The 25004-nt window shown below is 39.3% G+C and carries 25 protein-coding genes; 14 read left to right on the plus strand and 11 right to left on the minus strand.

The genetic code is table 11. From position 1 onward, the window contains the following. Positions 1-409: 409 nt before the first annotated feature. Both rfaH and AB4128_RS07270 read right to left on the minus strand, forming a co-directional pair. Positions 410-904 carry a transcription/translation regulatory transformer protein RfaH gene (gene rfaH, locus AB4128_RS07265; protein WP_372037350.1) on the minus strand — a complete coding sequence of 165 codons (495 nt, stop codon included), beginning with the start codon at positions 902-904 and terminating at the stop codon, positions 410-412. A 308-nt stretch (positions 905-1212) separates the two neighbouring features. After that, positions 1213-1773 (minus strand): DUF4136 domain-containing protein, encoded by a 561-nt coding sequence (locus AB4128_RS07270; protein ID WP_055026334.1) that lies wholly within the window; start codon positions 1771-1773, stop codon positions 1213-1215. 284 nt (positions 1774-2057) lie between these two features. On the opposite strand from AB4128_RS07270, the gene yciH reads away from it, so the two are divergent. From yciH to ruvX, 3 genes are all read left to right on the plus strand, one after another. After that, positions 2058-2387, plus strand: coding sequence for a stress response translation initiation inhibitor YciH (yciH, locus tag AB4128_RS07275; RefSeq protein ID WP_065109088.1), 330 nt, complete (start codon positions 2058-2060; stop codon positions 2385-2387). A 94-nt stretch (positions 2388-2481) separates the two neighbouring features. Beyond that, a complete protein-coding gene (locus tag AB4128_RS07280) occupies positions 2482-3042 on the plus strand; it encodes a YqgE/AlgH family protein (RefSeq protein WP_055026336.1) in 561 nt (186 codons plus the stop codon). 67 nt (positions 3043-3109) lie between these two features. Further along, positions 3110-3538, plus strand: coding sequence for a Holliday junction resolvase RuvX (gene ruvX / locus AB4128_RS07285; protein ID WP_192022365.1), 429 nt, complete (start codon positions 3110-3112; stop codon positions 3536-3538). A gap of 129 nt (positions 3539-3667) precedes the next feature. Here the strand turns inward: ruvX and hemH are convergent, their stop codons facing one another. The 4 genes from hemH to AB4128_RS07305 form a co-directional block, all read right to left on the minus strand. Continuing rightward, positions 3668-4681, minus strand: a complete 1014-nt coding sequence (gene hemH / locus AB4128_RS07290; RefSeq protein ID WP_372037351.1) for a ferrochelatase — start codon at positions 4679-4681, stop codon at positions 3668-3670. Positions 4682-4830: 149 nt separating this feature from the next. Beyond that, positions 4831-5373, minus strand: a complete 543-nt coding sequence (locus tag AB4128_RS07295) for a glutathione peroxidase (protein ID WP_055026339.1) — start codon at positions 5371-5373, stop codon at positions 4831-4833. A 211-nt stretch (positions 5374-5584) separates the two neighbouring features. Continuing rightward, positions 5585-6697, minus strand: a complete 1113-nt coding sequence (locus tag AB4128_RS07300) for a PilT/PilU family type 4a pilus ATPase (protein ID WP_055026340.1) — start codon at positions 6695-6697, stop codon at positions 5585-5587. Between the two features lie 12 nt (positions 6698-6709). Then, positions 6710-7747 (minus strand): type IV pilus twitching motility protein PilT, encoded by a 1038-nt coding sequence (locus tag AB4128_RS07305; protein WP_055026341.1) that lies wholly within the window; start codon positions 7745-7747, stop codon positions 6710-6712. Between the two features lie 35 nt (positions 7748-7782). Between AB4128_RS07305 and AB4128_RS07310 the strand changes: the two genes are divergently transcribed. The 8 genes from AB4128_RS07310 (at position 7783) to AB4128_RS07345 (ending at position 15291) form a co-directional block, all read left to right on the plus strand. Next, positions 7783-8472: a YggS family pyridoxal phosphate-dependent enzyme gene (locus AB4128_RS07310; protein ID WP_192022362.1), complete on the plus strand. Its 690-nt coding sequence runs from the start codon at positions 7783-7785 to the stop codon at positions 8470-8472. Positions 8473-8682: 210 nt separating this feature from the next. After that, a complete protein-coding gene (proC, locus tag AB4128_RS07315) occupies positions 8683-9501 on the plus strand; it encodes a pyrroline-5-carboxylate reductase (protein WP_372037352.1) in 819 nt (272 codons plus the stop codon). A 175-nt stretch (positions 9502-9676) separates the two neighbouring features. After that, entirely contained in the window at positions 9677-10225 is a 549-nt protein-coding gene (locus AB4128_RS07320; protein WP_065109082.1) for a YggT family protein, read from the plus strand. A gap of 104 nt (positions 10226-10329) precedes the next feature. Further along, positions 10330-10623, plus strand: a complete 294-nt coding sequence (gene yggU, locus AB4128_RS07325) for a DUF167 family protein YggU (RefSeq protein ID WP_065109081.1) — start codon at positions 10330-10332, stop codon at positions 10621-10623. Between the two features lie 198 nt (positions 10624-10821). Next, positions 10822-11256 (plus strand): DUF4426 domain-containing protein, encoded by a 435-nt coding sequence (locus tag AB4128_RS07330; protein WP_055026346.1) that lies wholly within the window; start codon positions 10822-10824, stop codon positions 11254-11256. 180 nt (positions 11257-11436) lie between these two features. Continuing rightward, positions 11437-12033 carry an RdgB/HAM1 family non-canonical purine NTP pyrophosphatase gene (gene rdgB / locus AB4128_RS07335; protein WP_055026347.1) on the plus strand — a complete coding sequence of 199 codons (597 nt, stop codon included), beginning with the start codon at positions 11437-11439 and terminating at the stop codon, positions 12031-12033. Between the two features lie 5 nt (positions 12034-12038). After that, complete coding sequence (gene hemW / locus AB4128_RS07340; RefSeq protein WP_372037353.1) at positions 12039-13178, plus strand: radical SAM family heme chaperone HemW; 1140 nt, start codon at positions 12039-12041, stop codon at positions 13176-13178. A gap of 265 nt (positions 13179-13443) precedes the next feature. Then, complete coding sequence (locus AB4128_RS07345; protein ID WP_372037354.1) at positions 13444-15291, plus strand: DUF885 family protein; 1848 nt, start codon at positions 13444-13446, stop codon at positions 15289-15291. A 642-nt stretch (positions 15292-15933) separates the two neighbouring features. Here AB4128_RS07345 and AB4128_RS07350 read toward each other — a convergent pair. The 5 genes from AB4128_RS07350 to trmB form a co-directional block, all read right to left on the minus strand. After that, positions 15934-16875, minus strand: a complete 942-nt coding sequence (locus tag AB4128_RS07350; RefSeq protein WP_055026350.1) for a LysR family transcriptional regulator — start codon at positions 16873-16875, stop codon at positions 15934-15936. Between the two features lie 499 nt (positions 16876-17374). Then, the gene (locus AB4128_RS07355) at positions 17375-18205 is read right to left on the minus strand and encodes a YggN family protein (protein ID WP_372037355.1); all 831 of its coding nucleotides are present in this window, start codon (positions 18203-18205) and stop codon (positions 17375-17377) included. 483 nt (positions 18206-18688) lie between these two features. Next, complete coding sequence (gene glsB / locus AB4128_RS07360; protein WP_055026352.1) at positions 18689-19603, minus strand: glutaminase B; 915 nt, start codon at positions 19601-19603, stop codon at positions 18689-18691. A gap of 8 nt (positions 19604-19611) precedes the next feature. After that, positions 19612-19938: a 50S ribosome-binding protein YggL gene (locus AB4128_RS07365; RefSeq protein ID WP_192022357.1), complete on the minus strand. Its 327-nt coding sequence runs from the start codon at positions 19936-19938 to the stop codon at positions 19612-19614. Positions 19939-19996: 58 nt separating this feature from the next. Continuing rightward, positions 19997-20713, minus strand: a complete 717-nt coding sequence (trmB, locus tag AB4128_RS07370; protein WP_055026354.1) for a tRNA (guanosine(46)-N7)-methyltransferase TrmB — start codon at positions 20711-20713, stop codon at positions 19997-19999. Positions 20714-20981: 268 nt separating this feature from the next. Here trmB and mutY point away from each other — a divergent pair, with 268 nt between their 5' ends. The 3 genes from mutY to AB4128_RS07385 all read left to right on the plus strand — a co-directional run bounded on the left by mutY (position 20982) and on the right by AB4128_RS07385 (position 24506). Then, positions 20982-22091, plus strand: a complete 1110-nt coding sequence (gene mutY, locus AB4128_RS07375) for an A/G-specific adenine glycosylase (protein ID WP_372037356.1) — start codon at positions 20982-20984, stop codon at positions 22089-22091. 9 nt (positions 22092-22100) lie between these two features. After that, positions 22101-22379 (plus strand): oxidative damage protection protein, encoded by a 279-nt coding sequence (locus tag AB4128_RS07380; RefSeq protein ID WP_055026356.1) that lies wholly within the window; start codon positions 22101-22103, stop codon positions 22377-22379. Positions 22380-22703: 324 nt separating this feature from the next. Next, a complete protein-coding gene (locus tag AB4128_RS07385) occupies positions 22704-24506 on the plus strand; it encodes an aryl-sulfate sulfotransferase (protein WP_372037357.1) in 1803 nt (600 codons plus the stop codon). Positions 24507-25004: the final 498 nt, after the last annotated feature.

The raw sequence follows: 25004 nt of genomic DNA on the forward strand, positions 1-25004 counted from the left end.
GTCCTTCGGACACGCTACCGCCCATAGATTACGGCTTCTATAGTGCCCATCGAAAATTCGATATTCATATTTGTAAAAAACAACTGACTAAAACAACCATTTTGTACTAGTTCTTTTTAGTAAGTCGTCTCAATTTCGAAATGTACTATATCTTATTCTATGTTGTTTGTTAGTTGAAAAATTCAAATGACTCTAGTGGACTCATTGATAGCAGTATTCACTAAATCGGATGTCGCTACCTTCCTGCTAATCACACTCATTCAAAATAACAAACAAAACACCAGCCAATATTTTACACCATCAAATTGAAGGCCAAAACAATAGCGAATGTCTTACACAAAAAGTTGTCAATATCTCACCCAGATAAAGCTTTAAAATCTATTTGCTCACACAATTACACAAACAGCCTCTAAAGTACTTTTTTAATACTTGCTTCTTCTACTGACATGCGTTTTTGCTGCCCCATAATATTAAATAAAACGAAACAGCGCTTTTCGGCATTTTTCTCTTCAAAAATCGCTTCTAAATCCACAAATGGCCCGTCAGTAAACTTAACTTTATCGCCGTGTTGCAAACCTGTATCGATATCCGGCTTGTGTTGTTTTACTCTATTTTTAATACCTTGAATGATCCTGTCATCAATTGCTGTCATATCTTCACTACAACCAATTATCCTTGACGCACCACGAGTTGAGTGAATGCGGCTAACGCTCACTTCTGTAGGATCAAAATAGATAAATAAATAACAAGGGAATAGAGGCACTTCAACAAGCTTGGTTTTTCCTTGAGATGTTTTCTCTTCTTGAATGACTGGTAAATAGCTTTCAATTTGTTGCATGGCTAAATTTTGTTGCGCACGTATCTCATTACGTGGTTTACAATATAACAAATACCATGACTTCATCTTAATTACTCTTCATTCATCCAGTGGTGACTTCCTTTATCACCAAGCTGCAGATTTTAGCAAAGCTGGTAATGTAAAGAAATGTCTTTTGGCTTTTATGCTCCTATTTGGCGAGTTTTGATACAAAAAAAGACTTTGCAGCTATGTAAACGCACATTCCAAATTGGATTCGATTTTAAATAAAACGAAATACAAACAAAAAAGCCACCTCAAATACTAGGTGGCTTAACAATCACTAATACAATGTCTTACTAGATTTCTATCAAAACCTTGCAGAAATAAAGTGCTAAACTAAAATAGCGTTAAAATTAGTTACTCTCTGGCTTTGGCGGAAAATTCAACATCACTTGCCCTATCGCATGATTGATAATCTCAACGCGTTCTTCAGGAGTATTTTGATCGCGAATCGTATCTGCAACACTACCACGCCAAACCAGCTTGCCAGTTTCTTTATCAACAAAATCGATAATTAACGTGCCAACTTCATATTCGCGAACAGTTGTTTGCGTATTGATACCCGCACCGCCCCAGCCTCGACGCCCATAATATGGGTAATAGCCATAACTGGTGTTGAATGTGTCAACGTTTATCTTTTTATCCACTTTGGTAAGGTAATTAACAAGTATATCGGCGTTTTCAACGTCTACCTTAGATAAGCCTTTTTGAGTCAGCTGGTTATTAACTGCATCTCTAACACGTTGATCCATCAAACCATCAAGATGGTATGTGCTGTCTTCAGTTTTCTTTTCTACCCAAGCAAAACTTTTGTATTGGTCGAACGAAACTGCTGGATCATAATCAGAGTTCGTTTTTAATGTACTACACGCACTTAATGCTAAAACAGCTGCGGCAACGAAAAGCTTTTTCATAGTGTCTCCAAACGATAACGAGCTAAAGGCTTGTTTCATTTACGATGTAAGATGGATTCATGATTAATATTTAGCTTACCTAGGTAAGTCTTAATCATCAACCGATAATATAAACAAAATGTGTCTAAGCAAGCTAAATGCTACGCTTTGGCTTTCCATCGTTTTACTGATAAACAATTAAATGAGTATTAAGTCAATTTATCCTATAGCGACAAACGAAGGAGCTTTAGCGTCCTGATTTAGTTTGCTAAACTGGTATTAACACCCAATGACTTCTGTTTATTATGAGAATCGATCCAAACATATCATTAGTTTATAGCACTGATGGCGGCAAAATAGACCAACCCAAACAAGAAGAAGTAATTCCTCAAGGTGATGGGATTGTCCGCATACATAAAGACAGTAAAGGACGTAAGGGAAAAGGCGTAAGTGTAATCAAAGGCTTAGGGCTTGATGCTAAAGCGCTTAAAGCGCTAGCTCAGAAGCTAAAAAAACAATGTGGTTGTGGCGGAACAGTAAAAGGATTCGATATCGAAGTACAAACTGACGATAGAGAAAAAATCAAGTTACTGCTAGAGAAACAAAATTACACCGTTAAGCTTGCTGGAGGTTAGAGACCTCAATAACCTTAATTTACAAATTTAAGGTATAGCTTTTATTTTTTAAAACGTTTGCCGCATTCTATTTTAATTTGTGAAAGGAAAACTTATGGATAGCTTACAAGGTCACCTTTTAATTGCTATGCCGTCATTAGAAGATACCTTCTTTGAACGTTCTGTTATCTATATTTGTGAACATAACGATAAAGGTGCAATGGGCGTGATGATTAACCGCCCTACCAATATCGTGATTGATGAGTTACTCGACCAAATAGGGCTAACCAAAGAGTCCGAACTGAGTTTGGATTTAGAAGGGCCGGTGTTGTTAGGTGGCCCTGTCGATACAGACAGAGGTTTCGTATTACATACACCACAAGAACAATGGGTTAATAGTGAGGCAATAAGCGACTTTTGTATGCTTACCACCTCACGTGACGTACTGAATGCCCTCGGCACTAATGAATCACCATCACAATTTGTTGTGGCATTAGGTTACTCTGGTTGGAGTAAAGATCAGCTTGAACAAGAACTTGCTGAAAACACCTGGTTGACGATACCCGCCACATCAGAGTTACTATTTTGCCAAGATCATGAAGCATTATGGGCAGAGGCAACTAAAAAGCTCGGATTTGATATTTGGCAAATCTCTTCTCAAGTCGGTCATTCATAATACTAGCCACAATTGTTTAGCTAAATGTTGAACATTATTTTAAGACTAATATAAGGCATTGATTTCTATGCAATCAAAAACCGTTTTAGGTTTTGACTTTGGTACCAAAAGTATCGGTGTTGCTGTCGGACAAGAAGTTACAGCAAGCGCCGCTCCCGTGTCAGCCATAAAAGCTAACGACGGTATTCCAAATTGGGATGAAATAGAAGCAGTAATCAAAGAATGGAAACCTGACTTTATTGTTGTCGGGTTACCGTTAAACATGGACGGAACTGAGCAGGAAATGACTCAACGGGCACGAAAATTTGCTAACAGAGTCAGTGGCCGTTTTGGTATTAAAGTCGTCACCCAAGATGAGCGCTTAACCACTACCGATGCCAAAGCTCGTTTGTTCGAACTTGGTGGTTATAAAAAGCTAACAAAAGGCCAAGTTGATGCGGTATCGGCCGTGTTAATCATCGAAAGCTATTTTGAAAACCACTATCTTGAAAACTAATAATTTGAAAATCAAGACCCTGATTAATACTCTCTGCTTTAAAAGACCGTCAAAGTAGCAAAACAACGCAGTAGCAAGAGAAACAATAAAGGAGCCACACGGCTCCTTTAATTTACTTATAACAGCCAATTATAGGTATGGCTTAACCAAGTTCGCCATCATATTAATATGGGCATCATTGTCATTCAAACACTCGATATAGCGGAACTTCTTACCTCCCGCCTCTTCGAAGACTTCACGATTTTCGCCTTTAATTTCTTCTAAGGTTTCTAAGCAATCGGCACTAAACGCAGGGCACACGACGGCGATATCATTAACACCTTCTTTAGGTAATGCTTCCATTGTTGCGTCAGTATAAGGCTGTAGCCATTTCGCTTTACCAAAACGAGACTGGAAAGTCATGACGTATTCTTGCTCGTCTAAGCCTAGCTTTTCTACCACTAATCGCGTTGTTTTTACACAAAAGCAATAATATGGATCGCCTAAATGTAAATTACGCTCTGGCATTCCATGATATGACAATACTAATTTTTCAGGCTTACCGTTAGCATCGAAATCAGCTTGAATCGATTCAGCTAATGCATCAATAAAAGTCGGATCGTCATGGTATGTATTAATGAAATGCAGTGCAGGAATGTAGCGCCATTTGCATAACTCTTTTGCAATAGCATCAAATGCTGAAGCGGTTGTTGGTGCTGCATATTGAGGATATAGCGGCAATACAATCACTCTATCAATTCCATCCTTGTGCATTTTTTGCAGTACTGATGGCGTTGAGGGGTTACCATATCGCATCGCTAAATGAACTGAGGCATCAACATCGTTATCTTCAAAAACTTTGGCTAACTTTTGCTGTTGACGCAAACTGATATCCATTAAAGGTGAGCCTTCGTCTGTCCAAACTTCTTTGTAAAGCGCCGCTGACTTAGCAGGACGAACACGTAAAATAATCCCGTGTAAGATGATCATCCATACTAATTTCGGTATTTCGACAACACGTGGATCTGATAAAAACTCAGCAAGGTAGCGTCTAACTGCTGAAGGGGTTGGTTCATCTGGCGTCCCTAAGTTCATTAATAATACGCCAGTCTTACCACGAGACTTGTGACCGTCTTCTTTACTTAAACCAGAAAATTTATACAAAACTATCTCCGAAAAAAGTCATTCACCACTTTGTTGCTGAGGTTCTAACAACAATATGGTGAATTTTAGAGGCTATTAACTAACACAGTTATTGATTCCTTAGCAGCGTAATCAAACTGTAAATAAATAGTTTCAATAGCAATGAAAATTTATAAAACAGACTCTATCGCTTTTTTCATCTCTTCGCTATCCGGTTTTACTCTAGAGTTGAATTGCTGCACACTTTCGCCATCTGCACTGACTAAGTATTTGTAAAAATTCCATTTAGGTGCTGCGGTTTTGTCACCTAAATAGGCAAACACAGAATTAACATCATTACCTCTAACTGCCGATGTCGATACCATAGTAAAAGTCACGCCATAGTTTAAAAAGCACACATCTGCAGTTTTTGCTTCATCATCTTCTTCTTGAAAAAAGTCATCTGATGGAAAGCCAATCACAACGAGATCATCCTGATATTGTTTGTGAACCGCCTCTAATGCTTCAAATTGAGGGGTAAAACCACAATTACTGGCCGTGTTAACAATAAGCACCGGCTTTCCTTGAGTTAATTCACATAAATCAACCGTCTCTTCTGAGTGCAACTTGCGCGCTTCTACATTTAAATAGTCTGGGCAAGAATTAGCAAAAGTAACGCCGCTAAGTAATGTAGTAGAGGCTAGCAGGCTTGTTATTAATAATTTGTTTTTCATAATATTCCCTTTTGAAATTCTTTAATTTTTTACAATACCTTGATGGTAAGAAAGTTAGCATGGATCTTGTTATACCAATACGGTATAAATCTGCTGAAGGTTCAACATTTGTTGAAAACATTTTAGCTAAATTAAAAACAAAAAAACCAAAGTAAACGATAGTTTACCTTGGTTTCATATTATGAATCACTGACAGGCATTCAGCATTCAACTAATCCATGTCTAACGTGACACCATCCATAATGCCAGAACTGCTACTCTCATTATTTTGCAGTTTTATCATTAGGCGTAAATCGTTTGGAGAATCAGCATGATGCAGCGCATCTGCATAGCTGATTTCTTTTTCCAAATATAAATCCAATAACGCTTGGTCAAAAGTCTGCATGCCCTGCTCTCGTGACTTACTCATGGTTTCTTTGAGTAAATGCAGCTCATTTTTTGCAATCAAACTCGCCACACGAGGAGTGTTGATTAACACTTCAATAGCAGCGCGACGCCCAGAGCCATCTGATTTAGGCACAAGCTGCTGAGCGACAATGCCACGTAAGTTTAACGACAAATCGAACAAGAGTTGGTTATGCTTGTTTTCAGGCACTAAATGCATAATACGGTCTAACGCTTGGTTAGCATTGTTAGCATGGAGTGTTGCCATACATAAGTGACCCGTTTCAGCAAATGACAGCGCAAACTCCATGGTTTCTTGAGTTCGAATTTCACCAATCAAAATAACATCTGGCGCCTGACGAAGTGAGCTTTTAAGCGCGGCATCAAAAGAGTCAGTGTCTATACCGACTTCTCGCTGAGTAATAATGCTTTTGCGATGGTCATGCACAAATTCCACTGGGTCTTCAATCGTTAAAATATGACCTCGAGCATGTGAATTACGATAACCAACAAGCGAAGCCAACGAGGTTGATTTACCCGTACCGGTACCACCGACCATAATAATCAGACCACGTTTACTCATGACCAAATCTTTTAAAATAGGCGGTAGCTTTAAATCTTCAACTTCTGGGATTTTTGTTTCAATACGGCGCATCACACAACCAGGTGATTCACGTTGCCAAAAAGCACTAACACGAAAACGGCCTAATTCTTTAGCCGCAAAAGCAAAGTTACATTCACGAGATTCATGAAACTCTTGTTTTTGCACATCAGTCATTAAAGACTCTACAAAATCTAACGACTGCTCAGGCGTAAAACTGCTTTCTGATAACGGTCTTAATTCACCATCAATTTTTGCACTCGGCGGAAATCCCGCGGTAACAAATAAATCTGATGCTTTACGGTCTACCATGACCTTTAAAAAAGGACGAACATCCATCTGCTTTATCCCTTAAAAGTTAGCTTGTTTATTTGAGCTTTTAGACATCGCATCATCACGGCTAATTAAGCCACGGTTAACTAAGTTTTGTAAGCATTGCTCAAGTGTTTGCATTCCGTGCGCCATACCGGTTTGAATAGCAGAGTACATTTGCGCGACTTTATCTTCACGAATTAGGTTTCTAATCGCGGGTGTGCCCATCATAATTTCATGGGCAGCAACTCGGCCACCACCGACTTTCTTAATCAAGGTTTGCGAAATTACCGCCTGTAATGATTCAGATAACATAGTACGTACCATGTCTTTCTCACCCGCAGGGAATACATCCACAATACGGTCAACGGTTTTAGCCGCTGAAGTTGTATGCAAGGTACCAAATACTAAATGACCGGTTTCTGCTGCTGTCATTGCTAAGCGAATGGTTTCAAGGTCACGCATCTCACCAACAAGAATGACATCAGGATCTTCACGAAGTGCACTTCGAAGCGCCGCTTCAAAACTATGGGTATGCTTGTGTACTTCACGTTGGTTGACCAAACATTGTTTGTTTTGGTGAACGAATTCTATTGGGTCTTCAATAGTTAATATGTGATCATGACGTTCATTATTAATATAATCGACCATCGCAGCCAATGTGGTTGATTTACCCGAACCAGTAGGCCCTGTAACCAATACAAGCCCACGAGGAAAACTCGAAATCTTCTTAAAGATTTCAGGTGCGCCTAATTGCTCTAATGATAAAATATCACTTGGAATGGTACGAAATACCGCACCAGCACCACGAGATTGGTTATAAGCATTCACACGAAAACGAGCTAAGTTAGGCACTTCAAATGAGAAATCGATTTCTAGATGTTCTTCATAGTCCTTACGTTGCTTATCATTCATGATGTCATACACCAGACCATGAACTGCTTGGTGGTCTAAGGCAGGTAGATTAATCTTTCTGACTTCACCATCAACTCGAATCATCGGCGAAACACCTGCTGAAAGGTGTAGATCCGAGGCATTGTGTTTTACACTAAAGGCAAGTAACTCAGTTATTTCCATGGTCAATGACATCCATTTAAACAAATAAAAACAATATGACAACAATAGCAGACCGAATATCAATCGCCCAGAGCCAAATTGCTCAAGCGGCGCAAAATTGTTCACGTAACAGTGAAGAAGTCACTTTGCTTGCAGTAAGTAAGACAAAACCTATTTCAGATATTATTGCCGCGTATGAAGCTGGCCAGCGTTGTTTTGGTGAAAACTACGTCCAAGAAGGTGAAGAAAAAGTCATTGCACTTAAGCAAGACTACGCTGATATAGAGTGGCATTTTATTGGCCCGCTTCAATCAAATAAATCACGAATTGTTGCTGAACACTTTGACTGGATGCACACAGTGAGTCGAGAAAAAATCGCTAAACGATTAAATGATCAGCGGCCAGCAACCAAAGCACCTTTGCAAATATGTATTCAAGTCAATATCAGTAATGAAGACACTAAGTCTGGACTGCAAGCCAGTGAAATAAACGCATTAGCAAATGCCATCAGTCAACTTCCAAACCTAACTTTGCGTGGCTTGATGGCAATTCCAACGGCTACTGATGACATTAATGTGCAAAAAGCAGAATTTACCAAGCTTCAAGCGCTTTACCATCAACTGCAAAATGATTATCCAACGGTCGATACACTGTCGATGGGAATGAGCAATGACTTAGCCGTAGCCATCGCTCATGGTTCTACCATGGTAAGAATTGGAACCGCCATTTTTGGCTCTAGAAAATAAATAAGGTTGCCGTTTCATCCTAGGCTCCTTTAGTACGATTAAATGCGTATAAGTTATGAATATTTTTTAACCTCTAGTGACTTGTAAAAAGTCACTAGCACCCAAATATATTATTTAACCGTATTTAGAAATGTCGTATGAATACCAATAACGCATTATCTGTAAACACATTAACTACGACTCACCCTACAATAAAAGCGATCTTAATTTATGACTCAAGCAAAAATCTGTTTTATTGGCGCAGGAAATATGCCTCGTTCAATTATTAGCGGACTGATTTCAAATGGATATCCTGCAGAGCTTGTGCATGCAACTAACCCAAGTGCCGGAAAGCTCGATGCGTTAAAAGCTGACTTTGGCATCCAAGTATCTCATGACAATATTGCTGCAGCTCAAGCAGCTGATGTGATTGTGCTCAGTGTGAAACCGCAATTAATGCAAATGGTTTGTGAGCAAATGAGCCACCTAGATTTATCAAGTAAGTTAATGATTACTATCGCGGCAGGTATTCCAGCATCTCGCTACCAAGATTACTTTAAACAACCCATTAAACTCGTCCGTACCATGCCAAATACCCCAACTCAAATTGGTGCTGGCATGACAGGACTCTTTGCAGATGAATCGATTTCAGCTGCTGACAAACAAATATGTGAAACCTTAATGCAAAGCGGTGGTAAAACAGTTTGGGTAAAACAAGAAGATGAGTTAAATCAGGTCATCGCACTTGCTGGTAGCTCACCTGCTTACTTCTTCTTATTTATTGAATCTATGATTCAGCACGGCGTTAAAACCGGTCTAGATGAAGTCACTGCGCGCGAGCTTGCCCAGCAAGCTGCTTTAGGGGCTGCTCAAATGGTGGTTCAAAACCCACAGCTATCACTTGAAGAATTACGCACTAATGTCACCTCAAAAGGTGGGACAACCGCTCAAGCAGTTGACACTTTTGAGCAAGGAAACTTACGAGGTTTAGTTGACCAAGCTATGACAAACTGCAAAAAACGCGCAGAAGAAATGGCAAAAACGTTTTAAATTAATGCTGTTTCAGCCAAACTGATGATATTCCATTACGTTTGGTAACGTATTAAGGCAATATTCAGTAAGAAACCCGATAATAAGCTTTATTAATTGATGACTTATTAACGTGATTTACTGCTAAACGAGTTATATCAGCTATTTAAAAATTGTAACAACAGGGCTCAACAAAATGAATGCAATGCAATTTCTGGTCACCACCATCTTTGACCTCTATTTAATGGTGGTCATTTTACGCTTTTGGTTACAACTCGCCAGAGCCGACTTCTACAATCCTTTTAGCCAGTTTGTAGTTAAAGCGACACAACCTATTATTGCTCCAATGCGCCGCGTTTTACCTTCAATTGGTAGTATTGATACTGCTTCAATTGCACTGGCATTTTTAGTGGTTGTGCTCAAATTTGTCACACTAGGTCTATTGGTCGATTTTAAAATCGATGCCGTTTCACTCATCATCTTGTCAGCAGTATCGGTAATAAAAGAAGCTGGAATGCTGCTTTTCTGGGTATTGATTATTCGTGCATTGTTAAGCTGGTTCAATCAAGGGCATAACCCTATTGTGATGGTTATGGATCAACTTACAGAGCCATTTTTACGCCCGGTACGTAAAATATTGCCTCCAATGGGTGGTCTTGATTTATCAGTCATGATTGTTCTGATTGCAATGAACTTTATCAATATATTATTTGCGCAATACATTCCATATTGGAACATAGTGTAAAGGCACTCATGCTTATATGTACTTGGCACCTTTGCTTAATATAGTCAGCAATACTTAAGCAATATTTGTAACAACTTATCAGTTAATAATTAAAGGGCTATAGCATTAATAAGGCCATTACTCAGCAGCAAGATGATTTGCTGCTGAACCTTTATGTTCAACCAAAAGCTAGCAGGGATACTATCGTTGGCTTGCATGGCCATGAGTTAAAAATCGCAATTACGGCGCCACCTGTTGACGGTAAAGCCAATCAACATTTAATCAAGTATCTCGCTAAATCCTTTAAAGTCAGTAAATCGGATGTAATGCTGCTAAAAGGACTTCAAGGGCGCCACAAACAAGTCAAAATAATCCAACCAAAACAGCTACCAGAGGCAATATCCGCCCTTTTGAGTTAAGCTCATTTCAGCTTTTGTACTTATCATTTTGTATCTACAACATGCACAATATAATCAGCATCTTACATTTCGAAACGATTAAAATAAGGTCGGCGAAGGGAAAATTCTCTATACTTATATAATAAAGATTATTGTTAAGCTTATGTGCTTGCAAGCTGTTCAGTCAGTAAACACATAAGTTAATTGAGGACGTCAGTTATGTTGCGAACAATTTTATTGAGCTTATTACTCAGCCTTACCGTAATAAGTCATGCTTTCGCTGAGCAAAAACAGCAAGTCGGAAATTTTGATATTCACTACATGGCGTTAAGCAGCACCTTTATCACGCCTAGTATTGCCAAAACCTATGGTATTGAACGAAGCAATTACAATGGCATTGTTAATATTGCAGTGTTAGATACCAGCCAAGAAGGCAACCCACCTGTTGCAGTTGAGATATCAGGGATAGCTAACAATTTACTTGATGCAAGAATCACGCTTGATTTTAAAGAAATAAAAGAAGGCAAAGCCATTTATTACATTGCGCAAGTTCCTTACCGCGACGATCAAGAAATTAATTTCAACATAGCCATAAAATATGGCAATAAACTCAATACTTCAGTCAAGTTCAAACAAAAATTCTATGTTGAATAGTTAGGCGGAGCCCCAATAACAGTCTGATATGACATAAAGCCAATACCCTTCAGTATTGGCTTTAATTCATTTGGTCAATGGATAAATAATTTTCCCAAAGCGTTACTCTCTTGATTCAAACTATCTATCATTTGTGCCCTTAGGTATCATTAGCAAAATTTTTCTTATCAAGGTCTTTTCATGCAACAGATTGTCTTAGCCAGTGGCAACAAAGGTAAGCTTAAAGAGTTCGATCAAATGTTGGCTAAATTCAACATTCAAGTTTTACCGCAGAACCAATTTAACGTACCAGAAGTGGCAGAAACAGGAACAACTTTCATCGAAAACGCCATTATCAAAGCAAGGCATGCCGCCGAAGTGACTGGCAAGCCAGCCATTGCTGATGACTCTGGTCTTGAGGTGGATGCATTGCAAGGTGCACCTGGAATATACTCAGCAAGATATGGCGGTGAAAACGCTACAGAAAAAGACAGATACTTAAAATTACTCAATGCTCTTGAGGGTCAATCAAACCGCAATGCACGTTTTCAATGTGTACTGGTTTATATGCGTCATGCAAAAGATCCAACCCCTATCGTTTGTCAAGCTGCATGGGAAGGACAAATTAGTATTGCGCCACAAGGCGAACAAGGTCATGGCTACGATCCTGTATTTATTCCACATGGTTTTGACTGTTCAGCAGCAGAACTGACTAGCGAGCAAAAAAATCAATTAAGCCATCGTGGTTTAGCCTTGGATTTGCTAGTAGATGCATTAAAAGCGAAAGGAATTATTTAATTAGTATGCTGACGCTTCCTCCGTTAAGTCTTTATATTCACATCCCTTGGTGTGTACAAAAATGTCCTTATTGTGATTTTAATTCCCATGGGCAACATGGTGAGTTACCGCAGCAGCAATATGTCGATGCGCTATTAGCCGATTTATCTTTAGACTTACATTACGTACAAGGCCGTAAGCTTCATAGCATTTTTATTGGCGGTGGCACGCCATCATTATTTGAGGCTTCGCAAATCAAACGTATTCTTGAGGCCGCTAAATCTCAAATAGGGTTTGAAGACGATATTGAAATCACAATGGAAGCGAATCCTGGCACCTTAGAACATGATGACTTTGCCGCCTATCAAGCAGCTGGAGTGACTCGTTTATCCATAGGTGTTCAAAGCTTTTCAAAAGATAAACTCAACTTGCTTGGCCGAATTCATGATGAAAATGAAGCCGTTACTGCTGCAAATACGGCGTCAAATGCAGGTTATCAAAGCTTTAATTTAGATCTTATGCACGGCTTACCCAATCAAAGTTTTGATGAAGCTATGGCAGACATTGATACGGCGGCCAACTTAATGCCGCCTCATCTTTCTTGGTATCAATTAACTATTGAGCCCAATACGCTATTTCACTCGAAGCCACCACAACTTCCTGATGACGAAAACCTTTGGCATATCTATGAGCAAGGGCAAAAGAAACTAGCACAGTTAGGTTACGAGCAATATGAGATTTCAGCTTACGCCAAACCAGGTTTTCAGTGCAGGCATAATCTTAACTATTGGCAATTTGGGGACTATCTCGGTATCGGTTGTGGTGCACACGGTAAAATAACCCAAGTCCAACAAGATACGATTATCCGCACCGTAAAGATTAAACACCCTAAAGGGTATTTAGCTACTGATAACTTTACCTTTGAGACGAGCGTTGTCGAGCATGAAGATAGGGCTCTGGAATACTTAATGAATAGGCTCCGTTTAATGACCCCTATTCCAAAAGCAGAGTTTGAACAGCGAACGGGGTTATCTCATACAGTGCTTAATGATGGAATGAAAAAGTCTATCGAACGTGATTTATTAATTGACTCTAGTACGCATTGGCAATTAACCACCAAAGGACATATGTTCGTGAATGATCTTTTGTCGCAATTTATCGACTAACTTCACTTACCTATTCCTGTAAGAGCACACCTGTTCTCAAAGCTGCACATATTAAAGCCACTACAACTACAATTAGTGGCTTTTTTATTCCATTATTAGTTTTATAGATCATGACGAAAGCACACTAAATCTCCCTCGACCTCATTCAGCAACAATTAATACACAATTGCTAACATTTCACTTTACCTTTTTTTATCCTGCTCTATTAGGATAACTATCAATATTACTAATATTGACTCTATTTCACTAAGTTAACGGACATTTTATGCGACTAAAAACAAAAACGACACTTATAGCCGTAGCCCTATCAAGCCTTTTATCGACTTCAGTTATCGCTCATGGAACTCACGGACAAACGGTAATGAGCCCAACTGAATCAACTAAAAAAGCGACCACTGAATCAGAAAAAGCCAATGAGCTATTTGAAAACATTTTCATGGAAAATGTCATGTCTAGCCCTATCTCTCAAACCTATATGCGTATTAAAAAAGATTACGACAAATGGGGTGATTTTAGTGAAAAGGCGCAAGACGAAGACTTAGCTCGAGCCAAAAAGCACTTAGCACAGCTAGATAGCATAGATGTTAGCAAACTCGATGAACAAACTGCACTAAGCTACAAGCTAATGAAGCAAGGTTTAGAGCAAGATATCGCTGATGATAAATGGCGCCACCATACTTACCCAGTCAATCAAATGTACGGTAGCCATACCTTCATAGCGACCTTCTTAATCAATCAACATCAAGTTGCCAGTGTAAGCGATGCAGAAGCCTACATCAGTCGTTTAAACGGCGTTAAGCTTGCCAGTGAGCAACTCGTCGAAGGTTTAAAACTTCGTGCTGATAAAGGGATTATCGCACCTAAGTTTGTATTCCCTTATGTCATATCAGACAGCCAAAATATCATTACTGGTGCTCCTTTTAGCGATACTGAGGAAAAAAGCACGCTATGGGCTGATATCAATAAAAAGGTTGCTGCATTAGATGCACCACAAGCGAAAAAAGATGAGCTACTTGCAGATGCTAAACAAGCATTACTGACCAGTGTTCAACCAGCATATACCAACCTTATCGCCTATCTTAATGAACTTGAGAAAAAAGCTGATACACGTGATGGTGTCTGGAAGCTACCTGAAGGTGATGACTTTTTTAATATGCGCTTAAGTCGTGTGACTACCACTGACATGACCTCAGAAACTATCCACAAGTTAGGCTTAGCGGAAGTCGCTCGTATTCATGACGAAATGCGTGCAATTATGAAAAAGGTGAAATTTGACGGTGACTTGCAAGAGTTTATGGCCTTCATGCGTGATGATGAGCAGTTTTACTACCCTGATACTGCAGAAGGTAAAACTCGCTACATGACTGAAGCTAAAGAACTTATCGACAACATGGAGTCACGCCTTGATGAAGTCTTTAACATCAAACCAAAAGCTAAACTAATCGTAAAACAAGTCGAAGCCTTCCGTGAGAAGTCAGCAGGTAAAGCGTTTTATGATGCACCTGCACCTGATGGCTCTCGCCCTGGTACCTACTACGCAAACTTATACGATATGAAGGCCATGCCAACTTATCAAATGGAAGCATTGGCTTACCATGAAGGTATTCCTGGTCACCATATGCAAATCGCTATTGCTCAAGAACTAGAAGGCATTCCGAAATTCAGAAAATACGGTGGCTATACTGCATATATCGAAGGTTGGGGCTTATATACTGAGTACTTCCCTAAAGAAATGGGCTTGTATGCCGATCCTTACTCTGACTTTGGTCGCTTAGCAATGGAATTATGGCGAGCTTGTCGTTTAGTAGTTGATACGGGTATTCACTCTAAAAAGTGGACGCGTGAACAAGGTATTCAATACTATGTGGACAATACACCTAATGCGGAATCTGACGCTATCAAAATGGTAGAACGCCATATTGTAATGCCAGGACAAGCAACGGCATACAAAGTTGGTATGATAAAAATTCTAGAACTACGTGAAGATGCTAAAAAGCAATTGGGTGATAAATTTGATATTCGCCAATTCCACACACTGATCCTAGAAAATGGCCCTGTACCGCTGGATGTATTAGAAGCGAAAGTAACTGACTGGGTAAATGCCAGTAAGTAACAACTCGCTGACTGCTTTTCTTCCAAGACAAAAAAGCCACTGATATCAGTGGCTTTTTTATATTATCTAATTCACATTCAAGCCGTTGGCTGAATAAATAGATAGCTTTATATTCTGGGTTAGGAATATAGGAAGAATCTAGTCACTCAATCTCACATTAGCAGCTAATGTAACAAAGTAAGACTATTTGAAATCAACACCCTAACACTGTAGCTAGGTTATTTTAGATAAAAATAACCCCAGCACAAAGTCTGGGGTAAACCAATATAAACTAGGATGATGGTTTCAAAGCCGGCATTGTTCTAATTTTAAAACCGTTGCCAGCAGTGATTCAAAACTTGCGAAGTTGCTGGTTTGCACATTTTGATGAAAAGGGGTCATTTCTCAACAAGATGCGTGACTCAAACCATTCCGAATCAACTGAAATCTATTGTATTGATTTAAGAACATAGTTCAAGTCGTACCGTTTAAATTGTTTTAGCTACAAAACAAAAAACACACTGTACATTTTTCAAACACAAACAATTAACCACCTGTTTTTTAATGAAAAATAAAAAAGCCGCACAATAATGAGCGGCTTTATTTTAAATTTCGAACAATGTTTCCATATATTCTTACGTAATTTAACCCTTATATGCGTATTTATTTACGTAATTTGTATAAGTGATCAAATTTAGCATCCCAGTATGGCGTGCTACCAATGTGCCCCTTAATAAAGTCAATGAATGCGCTGACTTTTGGTGCAAGATGTTTACGACGAGGGTAAACCGCTTGAAGTGGTAAGTTATTGGTTAACTGCCAATCAGGTAGTAAAGGAACTAAAGTCCCTTGCTCAATTTCATCTTCCATGAGGTAACTTGCAAGATACGCAATGCCTAAGCCGCTGACAGCGGCGGATTTAAGTGCAGGTGCATTATCAACACGGAAGTTACCAGAAACACCGATCTCACAGTAATCTTCACCTTTCTTGAACTGCCACATACTGTGTTCATGCCACTCACCTTGATATACAAGACAGTTATGATCAACTAACTGTTCTGGGCGAGAAATTGTGCCATGTTGAGCAATATACTCAGGTGATGCAGCTAAAAGGAACTGACACTTCATTAAAGGACGTGCCACCATGCCCAAAGGTAATTGCTCAGACATAGTTAATAGTAAATCTAACCCTTCGCTGACCACGTCAACCTTATGATCCAATAAGCTAACCTGTAGCTCTAACTCAGGGTGTTTAGCCATAAACTCAGGTAATGCAGGGATAATATGCATAGTACCGAACGACTGCGAAATACCTACTTTCAATACACCACGAGTAGCATCATTAAGATTGTGCACACTCGCCACGGCTTGCTCTGCATCTCTTAGCAGCTCTTCACCTTGGATATAAAGTAAGTTCCCGGCCTCAGTAAGACTCAAACTACGTGTAGTACGTTGAATAAGTTGAACCCCAAGTTTATGTTCAAGATCAGCAACCTGAGTACTTACTTTGGATTTAGATATACTCAGTCTTCTCGCTGCAGCGCTGAAACTACCAGCACGGGCAACATGAGTAAAAATAGCAATAGGTTCTAACAGTTCTAACATTGGAGTCGCCTTACGCTGTTTACGACATTAAAAATAGTTTTTGGTATGCAAATAACTGTAACTTGCCCGAAACAAAACTGAGCAAAAATCAGTCAGGAATGCAGTGTAAAAATAATACACAGAACACCAAAAAAGAAATTAAATACAGATAATCCGTTATCTTGAATAACCAACCAAAACTAAAACAATAAGTTAATAGGTTAGCAATTCAGTTTTATAATTTTAGGAGTATACCAAAAAAACTATAAATGGCTCTATATTTATAATATACAATTTTTTTATCAGAACAAATAATTAGTTTCTTAGAAATGTCGTTGAATAAGGGGATTAAGCGGATTAATAACGAAAAAGCCCCTGCAAAAGGTTGCAGGGGAAGGTCAGGTACATTTTAACAATGCTATAAATTGAACAATCAAGATAATGAATAATTACCGCTAAAGAATAGGTAATTGTTATTACCTTAAGCTTCACTCAAGCTTAAAGAGTCACTCAAGGTAAATTACTCATATAACTCGTGATCTAATGTTGCTAATTGGTAATCAGACAACTGAGGGATAGACTGGCGCATCTCACCTTCTATAATCATAAGTTCTTCAAAGTCTTCACAAATCTTTTCAGCTTTCGCTTCGATAGCCTCTGATTGCTCAGCAACTTGTAACTCAATATCCTCGCCCATTTTTTCCATTTTCTTTCCGAACGAGTCCATTTTCTCTTCGAAACTACCGCCTTCTGAAGACATCATTTCAGCACCAAGGGCCATCATAAAGCTGCCCATAGAATTTTCTATCATCGCTTCCATTTCTTTCTCGAAGTCTTCATTAAATGCTTGCTCAATTGATGATTCAGTCGCTCCTAGATAGAATTTATCACCTTGCTGATAAGCAGCTTCATCCAAGCGGCTTTGAATGCTTGCTAACATTTCATCAAGCTTAGCCCCTGTCGCATCACCAAAAATTGGCGTAAGCGCTAAACTCACAGCATCGGTGGCAAGTACGACGACTTCATTAACGAGATCGATAATTTCTGGAACTTGCTTAGATAAGCCTTCAGAATAATCTGACACTAAGTTTTGTTGCTGAGCGTTAAGTTTAATTTTATTACCTTCAACAAATAATTCGCCCATTTCGACACGATATAACTCTTGGCCTTTTTCACTAACGAGTAGTTTTTGCGGTTCTACCGTCACATCATAATTTAAGGTTACATTGCATTGCTGATCTTCAATTGACAGTTTAGCCATTGCAGGGTTGAAGGCGCCAGCTGTAAAAATTAATCCTGATAATGCAATGCCTTTAAGTAACCCTGTGTTGGTATAATTTAACGTTTTCATTAGCCATTTCCTTGCTGTTAAACAAATACAATCTTTCACGACTAGACTGCATTTTTAATAATAAGTGAACCCAAACTCTATTAAGTGACTTAGCGCCAGTTAAAGAACGCTTTACTTAATCCATATAAAGCATACAGCGTGCCAAAATATATAAATCATTATATTTCAAGTGGTTAATAAAATGTTATAGCAATGAATTAGGGGGGATTGCTAAAAAAGTTTACTCAATTTGCGTGAAATTAACCATAAAGTGGTTTATTTCACACATTAATAATATAAGTTCATCAGCGCTTTTCTGCGCCGATAGCAGAATATAGATAGCCTAATTAGAGCAGGTTATAATTCAGCCTTCTTGGGGCTGAAGATTTTGAAACCTAAAGTTTTGAAACCTAAAGTTTTGAGACTGAAAGTATTGAGACTGAAAGTATTGAAGAGGAAATACTTGAAATACGACGTATTGAAGTAAAAAGCATTAAGCCGCTTTTAAAATATCGAGCGGCCTAGAGATTGCGAAAGGTGTTCTAGCATGTGTGTGCCAGCGAGTGAGTTGCCATTTTGATCAAGTTCAGGTGACCAAACACAAATGGACATGTCTCCAGGAATTACAGCAATGATGCCACCGCCTACGCCACTTTTACCCGGCATACCAACTCGATAGGCAAACTCCCCTGCACCATCATATAAACCTGATGTTGCAAGCAAAGCATTCAGCTGACGAGTTTGTACAGGTGTAATCAACTGATGACCTTGTAAGGTTTTCCCTCGATTAGCTAAATAGAACATCGCTTTTGATAAATCCGCGCAGTTCATTTTTAATGAACAGTAATGAAAGTAACTTTTTAATACCGTATCAACATTACCTTCGAAATTTCCAAAAGACTTCATTAAGTAAGCAATAGAGGCATTTCTAGCGCTGAATTTGAACTCAGAGTTAGCCACATTCTTGTCAAAACAAATATGTGAGTTACCACTAAGCTTTCGTACTTCTTCCAACATACGATGCTTAGGGGCGCTTTGTCTTGCTTGAATCAAATCGGCAATCACTAAAGCACCGGCATTAATAAAGGGATTTCGCGGGATCCCGCGTTCTAATTCAACTTGTACAAGCGAATTAAAGGACTGCCCCGAAGGTTCTTTACCTACTCGACACCAAATTTCATCTTCAGAATACAAACTCAACGCCAGAGTTAAACTAAATACTTTGGAGATACTTTGAATTGAAAATGGCTCTAGATAGTCGCCTGCGCCCACAGTTTGACCATCAGCTGTGGTGACTGCTATGGCAATTTTATTCGGATCGACATTACCCAATGCTGGTATGTAGTTTGCGACCTTCCCAGAACCAATAAGTGGCCGAACTTTGTCGACCACTTGTTCTAGCAATATTTGCTCAGGCATCGGCTATATTAGCCCCACCAGATATCATAAAGTGCACTAACTTCAAGTTGAGGCACTTTTTTCGATTCCCAAAATGCTTTCACAGCAGCAACGTCTTCTTCAGTACATTTACCGATTTGCTGCGTTGCAATAATACCTTCCCACATTTTATGACCGCCGCCATGGAAGCCTAATTTACGAGGCTCGATAACTTGATCGATAAACTCGTCAACAGCTTTATCAATATTCTCTTCAGAAATTGATTCTTCGAACGTCCAGTTGACATCAAAACCAAGTTCTTGGAACTCATCAACGCGTAACTTTTTACGTAAACGGCGAGTACGATTCTTAGCCATGTTTTTATCCTAGTTAGTATTAAATAAAGATATTGTTATAACAAGTTGAGGAATAAGCTTAGCTTACTCGCTCAAACATCAAGTCCCAAACACCATGACCTAAGCGATGGCCTCGAGCTTCAAATTTAGTTAATGGGCGATGTTCAGGACGCTCAACGACAGTATTTGTTGCTGACTGGTTTTTATAACCATCAGCAGCAGACATCACTTCTAGCATATGTTCACTGTAATTTTCCCAATCTGTCGCCATGTGGAAGACACCACCAATTTTAAGCTTACGACGGATTAGTTGAGCGAACTCAGCTTGTACGATACGGCGCTTATGGTGACGTTTTTTGTGCCATGGATCAGGGAAAAATAGTTGGACTCTCGCTAACGAACCATCAGCAATACTATTTTCTAATACTTCCATCGCATCATGATGATAAACACGTAAGTTAGTTACCCCAGCTTTACCAGCATCGACTAAACAAGCACCAACACCCGGTTTATGCACTTCGATACCAATATAGTTTAGTTCTGGCGCAGCGTTGGCCATCTCAACAAGTGATGCCCCCATGCCAAAACCAATTTCTAACACTGTATCCGCGTCACGATTAAAAATCTCAGTAAGATTGATAGGTTCAGGGGTATAATCTAAGCCCATCGTTGGCCAATATGACTCAATGGCTTGTGCTTGACCTTTAGTCAGGCGCCCTTCTCTTAATACAAAACTTCTAATCTTACGAAGATATTTACCATCTTCGTTATATTCAGCGGTAGTAACGTCGCTCATTATTGCCTCATCAATTGGGTGCTATATAAAGTGGCCCAATGTGTCACTTCAAATCATAAAATAGTCAGTAAGTATATCGTAAAATGAGTATGACTAAACTACTTAAGCCACTTTGATAGCAAGATTCTTATCGTTATTTTGGCAATTTACATATATTGAACCACTAAAAATCACTTTAATGCTTCAATCCTCCATTTTAACGAGTATTTTGTTTCAGCAAATTACATGCTGACTTGTTTAAGCTAACCTTGCCATATACACTGCCTCGATGAAAAATGTTAACTCTTTTTCCGAGCGTATCATCGCTTGGTACGATATCAATGGCCGTAAATCCTTGCCATGGCAATTGAATAAAACCCCATATAGAGTATGGATTTCAGAGATCATGTTACAGCAAACTCAAGTTGCTACCGTGATCCCGTATTACGAAAAGTTCATGTCTAGTTTCCCAACTATCGCTGACTTGGCTGCAGCAAGTGAAGATGATGTGCTTCACCATTGGACAGGCCTTGGCTATTACGCACGAGCAAGAAACCTTCACAAAGCGGCTAAAACAGTCTGTGAACAGTTCCAAGGGAAGTTTCCCGAAAACATAGACGATGTCATCGCACTTCCCGGTATTGGTCGCTCTACCGCTGGAGCAATTTTGTCACTTTCCCTTGGGCAACATCATTCCATTTTAGACGGTAACGTAAAGCGCGTTCTAGCAAGACATGGAGCCATAGAAGGATGGCCTGGTAAAAAGTCTGTTGAACAACAGCTTTGGACGCTTACCGATAAACTGACACCCAAAAAAGAGATACGAAAATTTAATCAGGCAATGATGGATATAGGTTCTGCGGTTTGTACTCGCAGTAAACCTCAATGTGAACGCTGCCCTGTCGCTATTGATTGCCAAGCGCAGCTATCTGGCAGACAAACCGAATTCCCAGGGAAAAAACCTAAAAAGACGATACCGACCAAGTCAGCATTTATGCTGGTGCAACAGCATCAAGGCGAAGTTATACTTTTTAAAAGGCCACCAGCGGGTATTTGGGGAGGGTTATGGTGTTTCCCTCAGTTTGAGTCACAACAAGCTTTGCAAGATTATGTTTCTAAGGAATTTAGCGATAAAAACATTGACCATTGCGAACCTGAGTGGCTTGCTGGGTTTAGACACACATTTAGTCATTTTCATTTAGATATTCAACCCGTTTTAGTAAAGATTGAAACAGAGCAAAATAATCGCCCATTTGAAAACACGGCAATGGAACAAAACCAGACACTCTGGTATAACATATATCATCCAGCTAAAGTCGGATTAGCCGCAGCAACAGAGCGGATTTTATCTCACTTAGTCGCACTTTCAGCAGCAGATCCAACATCAGGATCCCGTTAAGGAAACATCATGGCTCGTAATGTTAATTGCGCATATTTAAACAAAGAAGCAGCAGGACTCGATTTTCAACTTTATCCAGGTGAAGTCGGCAAACGTATTTTTGATTCAATTAGTAAAGAAGCTTGGGGTTTGTGGCAAAAAAAGCAAACGATGCTAATTAACGAAAATAAATTGAACATGATGAATGTTGATGACCGCAAGTTCCTTGAAGAGCAAATGGTTAACTTTTTATTTGAAGGTAAAGACGTTGAAATTGAAGGTTATGTACCACCAGCTGAAGATGAGTAATTGTTAACGCTGGTTTATTGCTTGTATCAGTTCAACCTGCGCTGATACAAGTTTTCTTAATATAACTGTTTTAATAGTCATAAGCGCTAACCTCCTATTCGGTCAATTTTCTCATTTGGTTGCTATTACTATCTCACTATTACCATCTCACTATTTCTCTGATTGCTAAAAGTTCCCTTTATTTTCAATTGTTCTTCATCAAATGTTAAAACCGTGACCCCGCTATTAATAATTAAATAAACTCAACAATATGTCAGGTAGGCAACATTAAAAATGGCTATTTCTCTCTATAATATGCAGCATATTACCTTAAAGAGATTTTGTATGTTTAAGCCTCTCGTTCATTCAATTTTAGCACTAAGCCTTTGCTTATCAGCTCCTAACTTAGCCGCTGTTCCACTAGGTATGAAACCCATTCCGCTACCGGATGCGCCTTTAGGTTATCTCGTTCATAACCCATATGAAAATGCACCGTTAACAGCATTAGTGACGCTTAACGGTCATAAGATCTCCAATGTGGAAGTGACAGTTCATGCTAAGGATGACACGGGAGTTGCGATTAACTATCAAGTCGATGACATGCGCGTCATGAATGAAGGCGGTGTGCCAATTTTTGGTTTATACCCTGCGCTAATGAATCACTTTACCGTGAAATGGACCGAAAATGGCCAACAACATAGTCATGATTACCAAATGCTTACCCCTGATATTGATATGGGCTTTTCCGAGAGCCAATGGGCCAAAGCCCCTATCGTTGAAGTTGAACATGTCGATGCAGATTTTAAAGACCGCTTATATTTTGTAAATTGGACCAACCCTGACGGTAAAACAGGTCAATTAGCGCACAATAATCCCGACGCACCAGGTGCTTTTTCTTGGGACGGTAAACCAGGCTTTTTTATTATTGATACCGCGGGAGATATTCGCTGGTATTTAAACCCGTATACCACTCATGACTCAAAGAGTTTTGAAAATGCAGGTTACGCCATGGGAATGAACATAACCGCCGATGGCAATATGGTTTGGGTACAAGGTCAAGGCTGGAAGAAAATGTCCTTAATGGGCAGAATGATATCTGAGCATAGCCTACCAGGTAACTTTATTGATGCATCCCATGAAGGTATTGAAGCTAGCAACGGCAATATCTTTATCAGAGCCGCCGCCAAAGATTATCGTCGCCCTGATGGCATGCTAGTTAACACGATTAGAGATCAAATCATCGAGGTCGATAATACCGGAAAACTAATTGATTACTGGGATCTAAACAGTATTTTAGATCCTATGCGAGATGATGCTTTATTATCATTAGATGCTGGCGCAGTGTGTTTAAACATCAATGCAAGTCAAGCGGGACACCAAACTACACTAGAAGATTTAAAAAATGCCCCCTACGGTGATATCCACGGCGTTGAAACGGGTCGAAATTGGATTCATGTCAATTCTATCGACTACGATAGCAGTGACGACAGCATTATTATCAGTTCTCGTCATCAATCCGCTGTCATAAAGATAGGCAGAGATAAGCAAGTTAAATGGATATTAAGTCCAGCTAAAGGCTGGTCTGAAAAGTTTGCCAGTAAACTGCTTACTCCGGTGGATGAACAAGGTAATAAGCTTAACTGTAACGAAAAAGGTTTATGTCGCGGCACTAATTTTGACTTCTCTTACACCTCACATACTGCTTATTTAGTACCAGAAAAAGGCACACTAACGGTATTTGATAATGGTGATGGACGTCATCTTGGCCAGCCTATGTTTGCCACTGAAAAATACTCTCGCTCAGTTGAATACAAAATTGATGAACAGAATCTCACCGTTCAACAAGTATGGGAATACGGTAAAGATGAGTTAGGCTACGATGGCTACTCACCAGTGACCTCAATCGTAAAATACCAACAAGATAAAGACAGCATGATGAGCTACTTTGCATCTGCAGGGTTATTTGGTCTAGGTGGCGGTTATGGCAACCTTAAAATGGATGACACCACAGGTAAAGTTCAGTCGATATTAGTAGAGCATCGTTACGGCGAGACGAAACCTGCCGTTAGAATCAATATTGGCAGTCATGATTTATTTGCTACGGGCTATCGCGCACAAGTCATTAAAGTACAAGACATGCTTAAATAAGATGCTTGATTAAATAAGCAGCTCGATTTAATCATCTCTATTAATAATCATTATTTCTTAAACGCCTTTCTCAAATCTAGAAGGGCGTTTTACTTTTCCCTAAAAGTGTTATTTTTACTAAACAATGCCTTACCAAACAATGCCCTACTAAATCATGCTTTAACTTGGTAATGGTTAGACTTTGATAACAAGAAACCCAAATTTCCCTGCCCTCTATCGTGATGTTGTAAATCCTCTAAAGTAATCCGTAAACCTTTAGCAACCGCGATTAAAACTCATCGCTAACCTTCAGTATTTATACTTAAAAAAACCGCACAATTTTGATGCCACAGCCATAAAAAACTCAGTTTAGCCCAAATTAACACTGGTCAAAATTTGATTAATCATTTACATTCTAATAACAATGTAAGCGCTTACACTGATTGTTAAAAATAAATATCAATAAAAATCAGTTAGCTGAAAGTGGGCTTTAAAAGCAAATTGGATGGAATCAACCAA

It is taken from the genome of Shewanella sp. 10N.286.52.A9, from assembly GCF_041468985.1.
In the GTDB taxonomy this organism is placed as follows: Bacteria; Pseudomonadota; Gammaproteobacteria; order Enterobacterales; family Shewanellaceae; genus Shewanella; species Shewanella japonica.